General features: G+C 64.6%; 17 protein-coding genes. 12 read left to right on the forward strand and 5 right to left on the reverse strand.

The window, feature by feature from the left end; translation table 11 throughout:
* Positions 1–40 precede the first annotated feature (40 nt).
* Genes AC1TQG_RS16430 through AC1TQG_RS16440 form a run of 3 tightly spaced genes read left to right on the forward strand, consistent with a single transcriptional unit; the run spans position 41 to position 2,875 of the window.
* Complete coding sequence (locus AC1TQG_RS16430; protein ID WP_482138795.1) at positions 41–979, forward strand: glycosyltransferase family 2 protein; 939 nt, start codon at positions 41–43, stop codon at positions 977–979.
* A complete protein-coding gene (manB, locus tag AC1TQG_RS16435; RefSeq protein WP_482138594.1) occupies positions 976–2,091 on the forward strand; it encodes a mannose-1-phosphate guanylyltransferase in 1,116 nt (371 codons plus the stop codon). Before AC1TQG_RS16430 ends, manB begins: the two co-directional genes overlap by 4 nt.
* The gene (locus AC1TQG_RS16440; RefSeq protein ID WP_482138596.1) at positions 2,084–2,875 is read left to right on the forward strand and encodes an SGNH/GDSL hydrolase family protein; all 792 of its coding nucleotides are present in this window, start codon (positions 2,084–2,086) and stop codon (positions 2,873–2,875) included. The genes manB and AC1TQG_RS16440 overlap by 8 nt, the downstream gene beginning before the upstream one ends.
* 82 nt (positions 2,876–2,957) lie before the next feature.
* Here the strand turns inward: AC1TQG_RS16440 and AC1TQG_RS16445 are convergent, their stop codons facing one another.
* Complete coding sequence (locus AC1TQG_RS16445) at positions 2,958–3,644, reverse strand: O-methyltransferase (RefSeq protein WP_482138598.1); 687 nt, start codon at positions 3,642–3,644, stop codon at positions 2,958–2,960.
* A 258-nt stretch (positions 3,645–3,902) separates the two neighbouring features.
* Here AC1TQG_RS16445 and sigE point away from each other — a divergent pair, with 258 nt between their 5' ends.
* The 5 genes from sigE to AC1TQG_RS16470 all read left to right on the forward strand — a co-directional run bounded on the left by sigE (position 3,903) and on the right by AC1TQG_RS16470 (position 8,391).
* Positions 3,903–4,544 (forward strand): RNA polymerase sigma factor SigE, encoded by a 642-nt coding sequence (gene sigE, locus AC1TQG_RS16450; protein WP_482138600.1) that lies wholly within the window; start codon positions 3,903–3,905, stop codon positions 4,542–4,544.
* A gap of 173 nt (positions 4,545–4,717) precedes the next feature.
* Positions 4,718–5,236, forward strand: coding sequence for a hypothetical protein (locus tag AC1TQG_RS16455; RefSeq protein WP_482138602.1), 519 nt, complete (start codon positions 4,718–4,720; stop codon positions 5,234–5,236).
* Positions 5,237–5,411: 175 nt separating this feature from the next.
* Entirely contained in the window at positions 5,412–6,920 is a 1,509-nt protein-coding gene (locus AC1TQG_RS16460; RefSeq protein WP_482138604.1) for a S1C family serine protease, read from the forward strand.
* Between the two features lie 121 nt (positions 6,921–7,041).
* A complete protein-coding gene (gene tatB / locus AC1TQG_RS16465) occupies positions 7,042–7,512 on the forward strand; it encodes a Sec-independent protein translocase protein TatB (protein ID WP_482138605.1) in 471 nt (156 codons plus the stop codon).
* 120 nt (positions 7,513–7,632) lie between these two features.
* The gene (locus AC1TQG_RS16470; protein WP_482138607.1) at positions 7,633–8,391 is read left to right on the forward strand and encodes a TetR/AcrR family transcriptional regulator; all 759 of its coding nucleotides are present in this window, start codon (positions 7,633–7,635) and stop codon (positions 8,389–8,391) included.
* 27 nt (positions 8,392–8,418) lie between these two features.
* On the opposite strand, the gene AC1TQG_RS16475 is transcribed toward AC1TQG_RS16470, so the two are convergent.
* The 4 genes from AC1TQG_RS16475 to AC1TQG_RS16490 all read right to left on the reverse strand — a co-directional run bounded on the left by AC1TQG_RS16475 (position 8,419) and on the right by AC1TQG_RS16490 (position 12,729).
* Positions 8,419–9,579, reverse strand: a complete 1,161-nt coding sequence (locus AC1TQG_RS16475) for an Mrp/NBP35 family ATP-binding protein (RefSeq protein WP_482138609.1) — start codon at positions 9,577–9,579, stop codon at positions 8,419–8,421.
* A gap of 99 nt (positions 9,580–9,678) precedes the next feature.
* Positions 9,679–10,692, reverse strand: a complete 1,014-nt coding sequence (locus AC1TQG_RS16480; RefSeq protein ID WP_482138611.1) for a lytic transglycosylase domain-containing protein — start codon at positions 10,690–10,692, stop codon at positions 9,679–9,681.
* Between the two features lie 154 nt (positions 10,693–10,846).
* Positions 10,847–11,422 carry a DUF1003 domain-containing protein gene (locus tag AC1TQG_RS16485; protein ID WP_482138612.1) on the reverse strand — a complete coding sequence of 192 codons (576 nt, stop codon included), beginning with the start codon at positions 11,420–11,422 and terminating at the stop codon, positions 10,847–10,849.
* The gene (locus AC1TQG_RS16490; protein ID WP_482138614.1) at positions 11,422–12,729 is read right to left on the reverse strand and encodes a magnesium transporter MgtE N-terminal domain-containing protein; all 1,308 of its coding nucleotides are present in this window, start codon (positions 12,727–12,729) and stop codon (positions 11,422–11,424) included. The genes AC1TQG_RS16485 and AC1TQG_RS16490 overlap by 1 nt, the downstream gene beginning before the upstream one ends.
* Before the next feature lie 227 nt (positions 12,730–12,956).
* On the opposite strand from AC1TQG_RS16490, the gene AC1TQG_RS16495 reads away from it, so the two are divergent.
* From AC1TQG_RS16495 to AC1TQG_RS16510, 4 genes are all read left to right on the forward strand, one after another.
* On the forward strand, positions 12,957–13,910 hold the full coding sequence (locus tag AC1TQG_RS16495; protein ID WP_482138796.1) for an HpcH/HpaI aldolase/citrate lyase family protein: 954 nt from the start codon (positions 12,957–12,959) through the stop codon (positions 13,908–13,910).
* A gap of 100 nt (positions 13,911–14,010) precedes the next feature.
* Positions 14,011–14,493, forward strand: coding sequence for a YflT domain-containing protein (locus AC1TQG_RS16500; protein ID WP_482138615.1), 483 nt, complete (start codon positions 14,011–14,013; stop codon positions 14,491–14,493).
* Between the two features lie 219 nt (positions 14,494–14,712).
* Positions 14,713–16,227 carry an extracellular solute-binding protein gene (locus AC1TQG_RS16505; protein ID WP_482138617.1) on the forward strand — a complete coding sequence of 505 codons (1,515 nt, stop codon included), beginning with the start codon at positions 14,713–14,715 and terminating at the stop codon, positions 16,225–16,227.
* Positions 16,224–17,162, forward strand: a complete 939-nt coding sequence (locus AC1TQG_RS16510; protein ID WP_482138618.1) for a carbohydrate ABC transporter permease — start codon at positions 16,224–16,226, stop codon at positions 17,160–17,162. Before AC1TQG_RS16505 ends, AC1TQG_RS16510 begins: the two co-directional genes overlap by 4 nt.

The raw sequence follows: 17,162 nt of genomic DNA on the forward strand, positions 1-17,162 counted from the left end.
GGGCGTGATGGGAGGGGACATCGCGGTATCCGGCTACCCTATGGCGGTGAGTGATGAGCAGGTTTCCGACCGTGTCGCTGTGGTGACCGTGACGTATTCGTCCGGTGACTACCTGGCCCGATTCATCGAGACGCTCGATGACGCGATGACCGGGACACCGGCGGTGATCATGGCGGACAACGGATCTGACGATGGTGCCCCCGAGTTGGCGGCGCAGAATTACGACCATGTCTCGTTGTTGCACACCGGTGGCAACATCGGCTACGGCGGCGCGGTCAATCGGGCGGTTGCCGAGGTGGATCCGAGCATCGAATACGTGATCGTGGCCAACCCGGACGTCGAGTGGGCGCCGGGTTCGATCGACCGGTTGCTGGCCGCAGCCGATCGCTGGCCGCGGGCCGGTGCTCTGGGACCCCTGATCCGCGAACCCGACGGGACCATTTATCCGTCGGCGCGCCGGGTTCCGAATCTGGTCTCCGGAACCGGACACGCGATCCTGGGGACGGTATGGAAGTCCAACCCCTGGACCGCGGCGTACCGGCAGGATGCCGTCGATGTGTCCGAACGCGCCGTGGGGTGGTTGTCCGGGTCGTGCCTGCTGGTGCGCCGCGATGCCTTCGACTCCATCGACGGTTTCGACTCCCGCTACTTCATGTACATGGAGGATGTCGACCTCGGTGACCGGTTGGGCCGGGCCGGCTGGCTCAACGTCTTTGTGCCCGACGCGGAGGTTTTGCACACGAAAGGTCATGCGGCCGGGCGTGACCCGGGAAAGATGTTGCCTGCACACCATCGCAGCGCATATCGGTTTCAGGCCGATCGGCACCCGCATTGGTGGCAGGCGCCCTTGCGACTTGCCCTGCGCGCGGGACTCACAGCGCGGTCGGCAGTGGTGGTGGCAGCGGCCAAACGTGCTGCTCGCCAAGAAGATTCATCAAACAACTCGACGATCGACAGTTCGACGAAAGGTGCAAAGTGACCCTCGATAATGGTGTGACATCCCCGGCGACCGACGCCCCGACAGATGATGTCCAGGCCGTTATCTTGGTCGGCGGCAAGGGAACTCGACTGCGTCCGTTGACGCTGTCGGCGCCCAAGCCGATGTTGCCGACGGCGGGTGTACCTTTTCTGACCCACCTGCTCGCCCGGATCAAGGCTGCCGGGATCAAGCAGGTCGTCTTGGGAACCTCGTTCAAATCCGAGGTTTTCGAACAGCATTTCGGTGACGGGTCGAAGATGGGCCTGTCGATCACCTACGTGCACGAGTCCGAACCGATGGGTACCGGTGGCGGTATCCGCAATGTGCTCCCGCACCTGACGGCCAAGACCATCCTGGTGTTCAACGGCGACGTCCTCTGTGGCACCGATGTCCGCTCCATCATCGACACCCATCGGACCTCCGGTGCCGAGGTGACGCTGCATCTGGTGCGGGTCGGAGATCCGCGGGCATTCGGTTGTGTGCCCACCGATGAGTCCGGACGCGTCACCGCATTTCTCGAGAAGACGCAAGATCCGCCGACCGATCAGATCAATGCCGGCTGTTACGTCTTCAACCGTTCGGTGATCGAACAGATCCCCGCCGACCGTCCGGTCTCGGTGGAACGCGAGGTCTTCCCCGGACTGCTCGCCGACGGCGCGCACGTGCAGAGCTACGTCGACTCCGGTTACTGGCGTGACATGGGCACACCCGAGGACTTCGTCCGCGGCAGTGCGGACCTGGTGCGCGGTATCGCACCGTCTCCGGCACTGAGCGGACCTCGCGGTGAATACCTGGTCCACGAGGGTGCCGGGGTGGCTCCCGGGGCGCTGCTCATCGGTGGCACGGTGGTCGGCCGTGGCGCGGAGATCGGTGCAGGCGCACGACTCGACGGCGCCGTCATCTTCGATGGTGCGGTGATCGAGGCGGGTGCGGTGATCGAGCGGTCGATCATCGGTTTCGGAGTCCGGGTCGGACCACGTGCCCTGATTCGCGACGGCGTGATCGGAGACGGTGCCGACATCGGGGCCCGGTGTGAATTGCTTCGTGGAGCGCGCGTCTGGCCAGGGGTGAAGATCCCCGACGGTGGAATCAGGTTCTCGACAGATGTCTGACGTCGTCGCCTCACCATCATTCAAACGCTTTGTCGCCCTCGGTGATTCGTTTGTCGAGGGTGTGGGCGACGTGGAGTCCCGCTGCCCGAACGGGGTGCGGGGCTGGGCCGATCGGGTGGCCGAGGTGATGGCCCGCGCCGATCCCGAATTCCGGTACGCGAACCTGGCGATCCGCGGTCGGCTGATGTCGGCGATCGTGTCGGAGCAACTGGGCCCGGCCCTGGAGATGAATCCGGATCTGGTTGCCATCAGCGCCGGTGCCAGCGATCTGTTGCGGCCGAACGCCGACATCGACACCCTCATGGAGGACTACGACGCCGCGATCGGCCGGTTGCAGGATGCCGGCGCCAAGGTGGTCACCTTCACCGTTCACGACACCGGCGGCAAACCGGTGTTCGGGGCCTTGCGCGGCCGATTCGCGGTCTACAACGAACTCCTGCGAGAAGTGGTCGAGCGGCGCAATCTCACACTGGTCGACTTCTGGCGGATGCGGGTGTTCCGCGAACGTGGAATGTGGGAGTTCGACCGGATGCACATGTCGACTGCCGGGCACGTCTACATGGCCATCGAGGTGCTCGATGCGCTCGGTATCGAACACGATCTGGTTCCGGTGGAACTCGGTCCGCCGCAATCGATTTCGCCGACGCAGCGTCGTCGGGACAGTCGGCAGTGGACGGTGGAACACGCGATGCCGTGGGTGGGCCGCCGACTACTGGGTGTTTCGACGGGCGACACGATCGCACCGAAGTACCCCGAACTCACCGCGATGACACCCAGCACCTGACCAAACGCTCCACTTCTACGAAGACGCTCCGGAAATATGTGGAGCGTCTTCGCAGAAGTGGAGCGTTTGGGTAGGAGACCGGCTAGTCGGCGGCGGGTGCCTTGGCCGCTGCGAGCAGTCCGCGGCCCAGCGGGATCACCACCGGCAACAGTGAGTCGTCGTCGGCGACGAGCATTGCCGCTTCGCGCGCGGCGAGCGCGGCCTGATCGGACGTGGCCGGGTCGGCGACGGTTCCGTCGGCAGAGGCGTTGTGGATGACCAACACGCCGCCATCGCGCAGCAGTCGGAGGCCTTCGGCGACGAAACGTGGCTGGTCGGTGACCGCGCCGTCGATGAACACCAGGTCATAGCCACCGTCGGCGAGACGGGGGAGAACCTCTGCGGCCCGTCCGTTGATGAGGCGGGTGCGGCCAGGGCTGATCCCGGCCGTGTTGAACGCCAGTTTGGCGGCGCGGTGATACTCGCCTTCGGAATCGATGGTGGTCAGCACACCGTCGACACGCATGCCGTTGAGGAGCCACAATCCGCTGATCCCGGCGCCGGTACCGACCTCGACGACGGCCTTAGCATTGACCAGTCGGGCCAACAGTGACAGCGCGGCACCCACGGCCGGGGTGATGGAGGGGGCTCCGAGTTCGTCGGAACGCTCGCGCGCCAGACGCAGGGCCTCGTCTTCGACGATCGCGGCCTCCGCATAGCTGCTCAGCACTGCTGGGTCGATGACAGGCGGCGGGGAATCGGTGTTGGCGGGCTGGCTCTCATCGGACACAGATCTGAGGTTAGCGCCGCGCGCGGAATTGGCCGCCTAGGCGCGCTGAGCAGCAATATCGGAAGTCTGTTGCTCCGCGCGCGGACTCTCAGGGAACGCTCAGCCCGCTCATAGTGCGTACACACCCCGGTCGGACAGGGTCATAGGGGAACAACCGGCCTGGTGTCGGCGTTGCCTTCGGTAACAATTCTTGACGATGTAATGCGTGTAGCAATTGACCGGAGCAGGCGGCCGGTCCTGGGAGGAGAGTTGCAGATCGTGACAGAGACCAACCGCAAAGACGGTAACGGGACTCTCGACACCAACGATTCCGTGACAGAACAGCCGGGTGGTACGGCGCGCTTCGACGCGACCGGCGACGCGACCCTGATGCCGGCCTGGGATGAGCTGGTCCGTGAACATGCCGACCGGGTCTATCGATTGGCCTACCGACTCTCGGGCAATCAGCATGACGCCGAGGATCTGACGCAGGAGACCTTCATCAGGGTCTTCCGGTCGCTCTCGAGCTACAAGGCCGGCACCTTTGAGGGCTGGTTGCACCGCATCACCACCAACCTGTTCCTGGACATGGTCCGGCGCCGGAACAAGATCCGGATGGAAGCACTTCCCGAGGACTACGACCGGGTACCGGGCAGCGATCCCGATCCCGAGCAGATCTACAACGACGCCAATCTCGATCCGGATCTGCAGAGCGCCCTCGACTCCCTGGCACCGGAGTTCCGCGCCGCAGTGGTCCTGTGTGACATCGAAGGTTTGTCGTACGAGGAGATCGCCGCGACGCTGGGAGTCAAGCTCGGCACGGTCCGCAGCCGCATCCATCGGGGTCGGCAGGCCATCCGCGGACATCTGGCGGCCAGTGGTCATCACTCGGGGCGATCGGTGATGACGCAAGACTTCTGACCCGCGTACCGAACGGGAACCTGAGGGGACGTGACTTCGTTGTTGATGTTGGACGGGGAGGCGACGAACATGCGCCCGAGTCCGTAGAGTCGAGACGAATTGTCGAGACGCCCAAAAGGTTTGTCCTGTACTCCAGGATCCCGGTGGGCACGTAAGAGGAAGGAGCGAATGCGGTGAGTGAACGTACACCCGATGACTCCGGCCCCGCAGCTTCGAACGGCGCCGAACCGACAGGCAACGGAGAACGGCCCGCAGCAATGCGGAACCGGCGACGGGCGCTGGGATGGTTCCCGGCGTCGTCGATGGTCTCGGCAAACAAGAACTATCGAGCACCCGGCAGCGTCGGCGGACGCCGATTCCTGTCCACCGAGCATCTCGCCACCGAAGCGGTGGCCGCATATGTGGACGGCGAGCTCCGGATGAATGCTTACATGCGTGCCTCACAGCATCTGGAGATGTGCGTGCAATGCCGCACAGAGGTCGACGCGCAGAGTTCAGCGCGCGCGGCACTGCGACGCTGTGGCGAGGTCGTGATGCCCGCGGGCCTGTTGGGCGCGCTCAACCAAATTCCCACTCGCGAAATCGACCTGCGCGCGACCTCTGGCAACCCAGCACATGTCGCCCCTGACGAACCTCTACTCGATGCACCCGGCTCGCCGGCGCATCGGGACCAGCGTCGACGCAACCGCTGAGAATAGTGTCCGCGGCAGCGCCGCAATCGGTGTCCGCGGCAGCGCCGCAATTGTTTTGTACCGGCAGCCGGGTAGCCTCGGTGAGGGTTGATCGGCGGTGCCGGTGAATCTGCGACCGAATAGCCGCGAGCGAGGGGTTCGAGTTTTTCATGAGACCGGATAACCGGGCGGGCCGGTGACCGATACTGACAAGTACGGCCTCGGCGCCACACCTCCTTCCGAACCACGCGAACTCGGCGAGGCCCCTCGTCTGGGGCCGCGGCCGAATGAACGTCCACCCGTGCCGCAACAGACAGCCGCCGTCTTCGGGCGTCCTGCCGGTGTCGACGGCGCATTTGCGCCTTCAGAGTCCGCTCCCTCGCGAGCGCCACAACCGGTCGTGTCGAATCCCGATCCGGTGTTGCGTGAGGCGTTTTCCCGTCCCGAAGGTTCAGACAGCCTGCAGCGAGATCCGGATGAAGAGTCCGGTGATGTCGAGCCGGTACCCGCACCCGAGGATCCGTGGCGCGATCCCGATGCCGCCGCCAGCCTGAGCGCGCCTGCCATCGAGACCGAGGTGCCACCGGTGCCGACGACACCCGGGCCCAAGCTCGGTGTCCGCGAAGTGCTCTTCGACCGAAAGGTCAGCTGGCAGGCCCTGGCCGTGCTGGCGGTCATCGCAGTGCTGGTCGGTGTGGTCGGTGGGCTGATCGGCAGGCTGACCGCAGAGGTCACCTCGCCACTGCACTCGAACACCGTGAGCCTGTCCGGCAGCGACGACGACAACGAGGCCGAACCGCGCAGCCAGGTCGCCCGTGTGGCCGAGGCCGTCGAGAAGTCGGTGGTCATGGTCGACGTCCGCCTGCCCAACGGTGGCGGTACCGGATCCGGTGTTGTCATCGACGACGAGGGTTACATCGTCACGAACAACCACGTGATCTCGATGGCGGCCAACGACAACAGTGCAAAACTCGAAGTGGTCTTCTCCGACGGCACCCGCGTGCCTGCCCGCATCGTCGGCCGCGACATCCGCACCGACCTTGCGGTCCTCAAGGTCGACAACGTCGACAACCTCACCGTCGCGAAGCTCGGCGACTCGGACAAACTCCAGATCGGCGAAGAGGTGGTGGCGTTCGGAGCGCCCCTGGGCCTGGATCGCACGGTCACCAGCGGAATCGTCAGTGCGATCGATCGTGCTGTGCCACTGCGCCCGGACGAGACATCCGACACCGACGCGGTGATCGACGCCATCCAGACCGACGCGGCAATCAACCCCGGTAACTCGGGTGGTCCGCTGGTCGACGATCAGGGTCGTGTCATAGGCATCAACACCGCGGGCCTGGCGCCGAACGGCGGTTCGATCGGCCTCGGGTTCGCAATCCCGGTCAACGAGTTCCTGCCGGTCGCGCAGGCGCTGATCAACGACGGACGGGTGGTCCACGCGCAGATCGGTGTGAACGCGAGTTCGGTTCGCAACGACCAGGTGCTCGGTGCCCAGATCCGCAATGTCGTCGAGGGCTCGCCCGCGGCGCAGGCTGGTATCCGCGAAGGCGATGTGATCACCAAGTTCAACGGCCGGATGACCGACGACGCCGACGAACTGACGGTGGCCGTCCGCACAGCCGACATCGGTAAGCCGGTGAAGTTCGAATACTGGCGCGACGGCCGGACCTTCGAAGGAACCGTCACCCCGGCCCCTGACTGAGTCCCTTACTGCGCCGTCCGGTGAGTGGTTGTCTGGGAGGTTGCTGTCAGATCCCCGGGGAGGTTCCTGCCAGATCGCCCGGTCGATTCGACAGCAGCTCAGTTACCAGTAATCTGGAACGGTGTTCAGCAGCGTTGGGTGGGGCGAAATCCTGATCTTGATGATCGCGGGTCTGGTGATCCTCGGTCCCGAGCGATTGCCTGATGCGCTGAAGTGGACTCTGAAGTCGGTGCGAGAGGCCCGCGACTACGCCACCGGTGCCACCAGCCAGCTCAAAGAAGACCTCGGCGCCGATTTCGAAGATCTGCGCAAGCCGCTGGCCGAGCTCAACGAGCTGCGGGGGATGAGTCCACGGAAGGTCATCACCAAACATCTGCTCGACGGCGACGACTCGTTCTTCACGGGCAATTTCGACGCACAGACCAAGATCAAGCCGGTATCCCAGCCTCTGCCGTCCACCGATGAGAACTCCAAGGTCCTCTCGCCCGGTGCGGTCGACAAGCCTGCGCCGCCGTCGCTGTCCAAAGCCGTCACCGCGGCGCCCGCTCCGGCCGTCGACGCCACCGGTGTGGATCGCTGGGACGCCACCTAAAAACCTCGACGTCAGCTCCGCAGCTTGCGATGAGCGCTTTGACCGTCCGTGACCTTGCATGTGCCGGTGGACGCCTCGGAGAGGGGCTTCACCGTACACCGCACGCGATAATGTGGACAGATGGATGATGCGCAGAGCCCACCGCAGGTGGACCGGACTTTGGGGTTGCTCTGGCGCCACCAGGCCGGGCGGCCGCAGGGTTCCCGCGGGCCGAGACAGCGGGTCAGTGTCGACGAGGTGATCGTGGCGGCGATCGCGCTGGCCGACGAGGAGGGGCTCGCTGCATTGTCGATGCGGAAGGTGGCCCAGCGGCTCGGACTCGGTGCGATGTCGATCTACACCTACGTACCCGGCAAGAACGAACTCGTGGGATTGATGGTCGACGAGGTTGCGGGGGAGGTCGACTACCCGGAGCACACCGGTGACCTACGGGATCGGATGATCGCGGTAGCCCGGCAATCATGGGACGAATACCACCGGCACCCATGGCTTTTGCACGCGCAGAAGGCCAGGCCGTGGATCGGCCCCAACGGGTCAGCGCGCTTCGAGTGGCAGCTCCGGGCGATCGAGGGCGTCGGTCTCGACGACCTGGAGATGGACAACACGATCGCGGTGCTGACCGGATTCGCCGAGAGTTCGGCCCGCGCGTCCATCGACGCGGCCGGTGCGCGCACCGAATCGGGTATCACTGATCTTCAGTGGTGGGAGATCAACGCGCCCGTCCTCGAGCAACTGATGGCGGGGACCGACTATCCGATTTCGAGACGGGTGGGGCAGTCCGCAGGCGAAGCCTACGAATCGATCGGTGATGCGGCCCGGTCGTTCGACTTCGGCCTGGCGCGGATCATCGACGGAATCGAGTTGATGCTCCGCCGATGACCGATGACCCGGTACCCGGAGCCCTGATCAGAGCAGCGGTTTGGCTGCGCTGCGGGCTGTGTCGATACCGAGGTTCATGCCGGCCAGGCCGCGTTTGCGGACCGCCAGTTTGTCGGCCACCTGACGTAGCGCGGCACCGGCCGCGGAATCGGGAGCCGAGAGCACCAGCGGCATACCTTCGTCGCCGCCTTCGCGCAGGGCGGGGTCGAGCGGAATCTGACCCAGCAGAGGCACTTCGGCGCCGACCGCGATGGTGAGTCGCTCGGCGACCTTGGCGCCACCACCGGAACCGAACGGCTCCATCCGGGTTCCGTCGGGTAGCTCCATCCACGACATGTTCTCCACGACACCCAAGATCTTCTGGCGGGTCTGAAGCGCGATGGCTCCGGCGCGTTCGGCGACTTCGGCAGCCGCTTGCTGCGGTGTGGTGACCACCAGGATCTCGGCGCCCGGGATCAACTGTGCCACCGAGATCGCCACGTCGCCGGTGCCCGGCGGGAGGTCGAGCAGGAGGATGTCCAGGTCACCCCAGAACACGTCGGCGAGGAACTGCTGCAATGCCCGGTGCAGCATCGGCCCGCGCCAGACAACCGGGGTGTTCCCGCTGGTGAACTGTGCAATCGAGATGAACTTCACGCCGTGCGAAATCGGCGGCATGATCATCTTCTCGACCTGCGTCGGCTTGGCGTCGTTACCCAGCATGCGGGGCACCGAGTGGCCGTAGATGTCGGCGTCGAGCACACCGACCTTCAATCCGCGTTCGGCCAGCGCCGCAGCAAGGTTGACGGTGATGCTGGACTTGCCGACACCACCCTTGCCGGAAGCGACCGCATAGACGCGCGTCAGCGAGCCGGGTTGGGCAAACGGGATGACCGGTTCGGCACGGTCGCCGCGGAGGTTCTTACGCAGTTCGGTGCGTTGTTCGTCGTTCATCACGTCGAGTTCGACGGACACCGTTCCCACACCGGGGACGTCGGCGGCGGCGGTGCTCACCCGCTGCGTGATCTCGGTGCGGAGCGGACAGGCGGACGTGGTCAGGTAGATCTCGATGGCCACGGTTGCGTCGTCGGCGATCGAAATCGACTTCACCATGCCGAGGTCGGTGATGGGTTTACCGATCTCGGGATCGTTCACTTTGGCCAGAGCTGCGCGAATGGCTGACTCGGTCGGCAATGTTGCTTGTGTCATCAGGCGATCAGTTTACGCGCGCACCGAATCTGACCGGATTCGGCTGGGGTCGAGGCGCCCCGGCGGGCCGGATCGGGTCAGCCGGCGGGCCGGATCGGGTCACGGAGGTGGCAGCGTTGGCAGTAGTGACTGCACTTCCGGTGGGAGGCAGATGATCACGCAGGGACCGGGTGTTGGTGACGGCGACGAGCTCGACGAGGAACTCTCGCTCGGGCCGGGCGAGGGACTGGTGCTGCTGGAAGAGGACGAGGAGGACGAACTCGAGCTCGAACTCGAACTCGAACTCGACGGTCGCGGATCCGGAAGTGGGCCGGTTTCGGTTGGCGCGGCGTTGGTGGCGTATCCGGTGGCCCAGGAGAGCACGTTTGCCACGTATTCCATCGAATTGTTGTACCGCAGAACCGCGCTGACCCGGACCTTCTCCGACATGATGTCGGTGACCCCGGAACACAGGTACCGGCCTGCGGAGTAGGTGGCGTCGAAGATGTTGTTCGGATTCACGATGCCGTCGCCGTTGGCATCGGAGCCCCAGGCGGCCCACGTCGATGGGATGAACTGCATCGGACCCATCGCCCGGTCGTGTTTGATGTCGCCGTCCACGCGACCGCCGTCGGTGTCGGTGATCACGGCATTGCCTGCCACCGTGCCGTTGAGCACCGGTCCGGCGATCGTGGTGAGCGTGGTGCCGGAACTGTCGACGTTGCCACCCCCGGCATGTCCGGATTCGATCCGGCCGATGGCCGCGAGCAGGAACCACGGCAGTTTGCACTGCGGGGTCTCGGCGCCGACGCGTTGTTCGGCGAGTTTGTAGGCGTGCAGGACGATTCCCGGGATTCCGAGCGGTCCGGTCGGGAGCAATGTCGCGGGCACGCGCTGGGGTTCGATCGCGGCGGGCACAGGGAGGACCTCGCGCGGCGGCGGCGGCGGCGTGAAGGCGAGGTCGGGGCGAGCTGCCGCGGGCAGGATCTCGGCTGCGGCGACGACGTGATCCACCTCGGTGTTGGCGGTCAGCGCAGGCGCCGGACCGATCTGTGCACTCGAGGTGACCGCAGCCAGCACTCCGACACCGATGACCGCACAACCGGTCAGCATCTGGACTCGACCCCACTGCACGCAAAAGCTCCTGGTTCATCTCCCCGACACCCGGAATGGTCCGGGCGAATGTGACCCACGATACATTTTTGTTACTGGCGTGCATGGAGAAATCAATTAGTCACAGATAAGTAACGATTGGCAATCCGGCGGCAGATCCGCTGCGCGCGGGACGTCAATCGGAATGCGAAGCACCTGGTTTCGAGGACTCCTCGGCCTTGGCCTGATCGCCGAGAATTCGCTCGGACAGTTCGGTCAGCAGATCGTCGAGCTCGCGGCGCAGATAGTCGCGGGTGACGGTGTCGCCGACCGCAAGCCGGACCGCGGCCAGCTCCCGTGCCAGGAACTCGGTGTCGGCCTTGGTCTGCTCGGCGCGCACCCGGTCTTCCTCGAGCGAGACCTTGTCCCGGTTCTCCTGGCGGTTCTGGGCCAACAGGATCAGCGGTGCGGCATAGGCGGCCTGGGTGGAGAACGCCAGGTTGAGCAGGATGAACGGGTACGGATCCCATTGCAGCGTGACGACTGCGAGGTTCAGGAAGATCCAGACGATGACGAGCATCGTCTGGATGGCGAGATAGCGCCCGGTGCCCAGGAAACGTGCGACGCGTTCGCTGTAGACGCCGACCACGTCCGAATCGAGATTGAGCTTCCATCGGCGTCGCTCCCCGGGGGTGTCCAGGCGTCGTGCCGAACGCGCACTCTGTCGTTCTGCACGGTCCTTGACGTGCGAATCGGAACCGTTTGAACTCATCACCGCATCCTTTCGGTGGTGGCTTCGTCGTCGACCTCGTCGTCGGCCTCGGTCTCGCGCCAATCCTCGGGCAGCAGATGGTCGAGGAGGTCGTCCACCGTCACCGCACCGATGAGGTGTCCGTCGTTGTCGAGGACCGGTCCGCAGACGAGGTTGTAAGTGGCGAAATAGCGGGTGACCTTCTCCAGGGAATCGTCGGATCCGAGGCAGGGGAGCCGGTCGTCGAGGATGCCGCCGACGAGATTTGCCGGTGGTTCCCGCAACAGGGCCTGGATGTGGACACAGCCGAGATATTTGCCGGTCGGTGTGGAGGTCGGTGGTCGCACCACGAATGTGAGGGATGCCGATGCGGGTGTGAGGTCGGGGTCGCGGGCCCGGGCCAGCGCCTCGGCGATTGTCGTCGAGGCGGTGACCACGAGTGGTTCGGTGGTCATCATGCCGCCTGCGGTGTCGGGCGAGTGCCGCATGAGCCGGCGCACCGGTTCGGACTCCTGGGGGTCCATCAACTGCAGCAACGCCTCGGCCTCGATGTCGGGGAGTTCACCGAGCAGATCGGCCGCGTCATCGGGGTCCATGGCCTCGAGGACATCGGCGGCCCGTTCTACCTTCATATGACTGAGCAGCTCGGTCTGGTCGTCCGAGGGGAGTTCCTGGACGACGTCGGCCAATCGCTCGTCGTCCAGTGCCGAAGCGATCTCCAGGCGACGTTTTGCGGGCAGTTCGCGTAGCGCGTGGGCAACATCGGCGGCCCGCATGCCCTCGAACTGCGACAGGATCTGGGCGACGCCTTGCCCGGGCAACGCCAGTGCGCTCTGCGTCAGGCCGAGCACGTGGTTCCACTCGACCACATGCGTCTCACCGCGTCGGCCGAGTCGGGTCCGGGCGCCACGGACCGCCACCCGAGAGATCACCCAGTCGCGGGTGCGTCGTCGCTCGATCGCCAGGTCGACCACTGTCAGGTCTTCGCCGTGCAGGTGCTCGAGATCCGGATCATCCACGCGGACACGCGATTCGACGATCTGACCGAGCACAAGTGCCTCGCCCGGGCGGATGATCAGCCGGCGCAGGCTCACGGTTCCGGTGTTGAGTGTCACGGAGTTGGGTTCGATGGCGGTGACCCGCGGCATCGGTACAAAAATGCGGCGACGGGTGGTCAATTCGACCGCCAGACCCAGAACCCGGGGTTGCCCGGTGCCAAACCTGATCGAGACCACCACGTCGCGGACCCGACCGATGGATTCCCCATCCGGTCCGATCACCGCCAGACCGGCCAGCCTGGCCACGAATGCCTTGCTCACCGCTGCCATGGCTGTAAGGGTAGTTGGGCACCTTCGCCCTGCTCGGCAGCGCCTTCGGTACGGCCACGTCCACCGCAGATATCAGCGCCGGGCAGAATCAGACATGGGCAGAATCAGATACGGGGAGAATCGGAGTTGTTCGCATCGAGCAGCGGGTTCGAACACCGGATGTGATCCTGCGAAGCTCTTGTCGCCAGTAGATGACCGAACGCCACACCATCGTCACGAGGAGTCACATGCACGCCGCCGCCCGCCGGTCCATTCTCGCCGTACCCGCCAGCAGTTCGCGGATGCTGGAGAAAGCGCGCGGTCTGCCTGCCGACGAGATCTTCCTCGACCTCGAGGACGCCGTGGCCCCCGGAGCGAAGGAGGCCGGTCGGGCCGCGGTCGTCACTGCGCTCGCGGCCGTTGATTGGGCCGGCCAGGCCCGGGTCGTCCGGGTCAACGACTGGACCACGCCGTGGACCCTCGACGACGTGGTGACCGTGGTGCGGGGTGCCGGTGCACATCTGGATTCGATACTGCTCCCCAAGGTGACATCTGCCGCGCAGGTGACCGCATTGGACATGCTGCTGCGCCAGCTGGAGATCAATTCGGGGTTGCCGGTCGGGCAGATCGGCGTGCAGGCGCAGATCGAGAATGCCCAGGGTTTGGCTGCCATCAACGAAATCGCCTCGGCGAGTGACCGATTGCGTTCACTGGTGCTCGGTCCCGCCGACATGATGGCCAGTTTGGGTATGCGTGGCCTGGCGGTGGGAGAGCAACCGCAGGGCTACGTCCATGGCGACGCGCATCATCACGTGTTGATGACCATCCTGGTCGCCGCGCGTGCACACGGTCTGACGGCCATCGACGGTCCCTACCTGAAAATCGATGATGCGCAGGGGTTCCGGGCGGTCGCGGAGGCGTCGGCGGCGCTCGGCTACGACGGCAAGTGGGTGGTTCATCCGAGCCAGATCGACATCGCCAACGAGGTCTTCAGCCCGCGTCAATCCGACTACGACACCGCTGAGAACCTCCTCGATGCGTACGCGCATGCCACGTCGGCCGAAGGTGGCGAGCGCGGTGCGGTCCGCTTCGAAGGTGAGATGATAGATGAGGCGAGCCGGAAGATGGCCGAGGTGATCGCCGCCAAGGGGCGGGCCGCGGGCATGACCCGGACACCGGCCGAAGCGTCCACGAAGGGCTGAAGCAGCATTCGGCCCCCGAGCACGTAAGCCGGCGCACGTAGGCCAGCGCACGTAGACCCGAGCACGAAGACCGAGCACCTAACCCAAGGACATGGTGACGATGAGTAATCCGATGCGACCAAATCCACGACCAGGCCTGCCCACACCGCCCAAGGGGTGGCCGATCGGTTCGTACACGACCTACGCCGAAGCGCAACGCGCCGTCGACTTCCTGGCCGACGAGCACTTCGAGGTGCAGGATGTCACCATCGTCGGTGTCGACCTGATGCAGGTCGAACGGGTTCTGGGGCGACTGACCTGGGGCAAGGTGATCGGCGGTGGGATCGTGTCCGGCGCCTGGCTGGGTCTGTTCTTCGGTCTGCTGGTCGGGATCGTTGTCGAGGACCCGTTGATGCCGTTGATAATTGGCCTCGTCGGCGGCGTCATCTTCGGAGTCGTGTCGACGTCGATCCCCTACGCGGCCACCAGGGGACAACGGGATTTCGCATCGACGATGCAGTTGGTTGCCGGCCGCTACGACGTGCTGTGCGATCCGAAGAGCGCCGAACGGGCCCGCGACATGTTGACCCGCCTGCAGCCCTAGCCGGATCCGGCCGGTCGCGACACGCCTGCGGCCCCACCGCGTTACGCCGACGACGCTGCGACACGCCTGGAACGGCGTTGCCTTGCGCTATTCGATGACTTCTTAGTACAACTATGTCCATAGTGCTGCGCGTCACGTTTTGACGCCTATAACGTAAGTGCTGGGCATTCAGGTGTGCTTGGAAGACCGCGCGCACCTCCGACGCATCGAGGAGGCTGCGTGAAGCGCACAGGCGATCGCCCCGTGGACGGGGAATTGTCCACAGGTTTTGACGGAGCGGCGTCCCAGGATTCGGGGCCGAAGAAATACGGCGGACTCAAGAAATTCGGATTGTCGTGCGCTGCAATCGCTGTGGCGCTCCCGGTGATCAGCGCCTGCGGTTCCGGTTACACCGCCGGAACAATCAACATTTACGCGCCCGCCGATGGTGCCTCATTCATCGAAGAGGCCGGCAATACCTGCACCAAGAATTCGAATGGCGAATACAAGATCAAGACATTCGCCCTCCCGAAAGCCGCCGACGATCAACGGTTGCAGTTGGCGCGCAGGCTCGCAGGCAACGACAAGGGCCTCGACCTCATGGGCATGGATGTGGTGTGGACCGCTGAGTTCGCCGACGCGGGCTGGATCGAACCGGTCCCGGATGACATGGCCGCCACCATCGCCGACACGACGCTCGGTGGGCCGGTCGAGACCGCGCTGTGGAAGACCGACGAAGACGAAAAAGAGCGTCTCTACGCGATTCCCACCTGGACCAACACCCAGCTGCTCTGGTATCGGAAAGACGTTCTCCAGCAATATCTGAACCGGACCACCCCGCCCACGACGTGGGACCAGATGCTGGTCGAGAACGAAGAGATCCGCAAAGCAGGCGGACCGAGCTACATCATGGTGCAGGGCAAGCAATACGAGGGCCTGATGGTGTGGTTCAACTCGGTCCTCGTCAGTGCCGGTGGGCAGGTACTCGACCCGGAGAACCCCAACAAGCAGACACTCAACGACACCCCCGAACACCGGGCCGCCACGCTGCGGGCGCTGCAGACACTGAAAGCTGTTGCCACCGCGCCTGGCGCCGATCCCTCGATCACGAACAGTGACGAGTCGTCGGCGCGGCTCGGGATGGAAAGCGGCCTGGCCACCTTCGAGGTCAACTGGCCGTTCGTGTTCCCGTCGATCCGGTCGAACTCCGCCGCCGGTGACGTCGCGTTCATGAAGGAGGTGCAGCAGCAGTTCGGTCCGCTGTTCGCCGATCCCGACAATCCGCCTGCCGATGAGGATCTGGCTCCGGCCAACGACCTGGTGCGGAACAAGTTCGACTTCGCCAGGTACCCGGGTGTGGAAGCCGATCAGCCGTCAAAAGTGACGCTCGGTGGCGTCAACATCGCGGTTGCGGACACCTCGCAGCAAAAAGAACTGGCGTTCAAGGCCGCTCAGTGTCTGACCGACGAGCAGTCACAGAAGCTGTACTCGATCAGCGGTGGCACCCCTCCCACGATCGAGTCCATCTACAGCGACCCCGAGTTCAAGGCCGCGTACCCGATGGGCGATGCGATCAAGGCTCAGTTGGAGACCGGTTCGGCCGCACTGCGTCCGGCCTCGCCTGACTACCAGGCGATTTCGACGCTGATCACCGCAAAGCTCAGCCCGGTCGGCTCCTGGGATCCGGAACCGATGGTCGACATACTCGCCGAACAGGTCGACAAGGCCATCAAAGGGGAGGGACTGATCCCATGACCGCAACGATGGACAGAGAATCTGCACCGAGCAAGAAAAAGAAGAAGCCCCCGCTCAGTGAGGGCAAGCGGGCCGAGCGGCGGCTGGGCCTCTGGCTGATCACCCCGGCGGTGATCATGATGATCCTCGTCACCGGATACCCGATCGTGTATGCCTTTTGGCTCAGTCTGCAAAAGGCGAGCCTGTCGGCGCCCGGCGATGACGAGTTCATCTGGTTTTCCAACTACGGCACCGTACTGACCGACAGTTATTGGTGGACGGCGCTCAGTGTCACGCTGTTCATCACGGTCGTGTCGGTCGTCATCGAGTTGGTGCTCGGCATGGCGATCGCACTTGTCATGCACCGCACGCTCTTTGCCAAAGGCGCGATCCGCACGGTGGTCTTGATCCCGTACGGCATCGTGACCGTGGTCGCGGCGTTCTCCTGGTACTACGCCTGGACACCGGGTACGGGTTATCTGGCGAACCTCCTGCCGGACGGCAGCGCACCGCTCACCGAGCAGTGGCCGTCATTGGCGATCATCATCCTCGCCGAGGTCTGGAAGACAACACCATTCATGGCGCTGCTGCTCCTGGCCGGATTGGCTCTGGTCCCGGACGATCTGCTCAAGGCGGCACAGATGGACGGTGCCGGTGCCTGGACTCGGCTGTGGCGGATCATTCTTCCGCTGATGAAGCCCGCGATCCTGGTGGCGCTGCTGTTCCGCACCCTCGATGCCTTCCGCGTATTCGACAACATCTACATCCTGACCAGAGGTAGCAACAACACCTATTCGGTCTCGATGTTGGGCTACGACAACCTGTTCAAGGCGTTCAACCTGGGCGTCGGCTCCGCGATCAGCGTGTTGATCTTCCTTTGCGTTGCGATCATCGCGTTCATCTTCATCAAGTTGTTCGGGGCCTCGGCGCCCGGCTCTGACAACGAGGGGCGGTAG

The sequence above is a fragment of the Williamsia sp. Y844 genome (assembly GCF_056786475.1).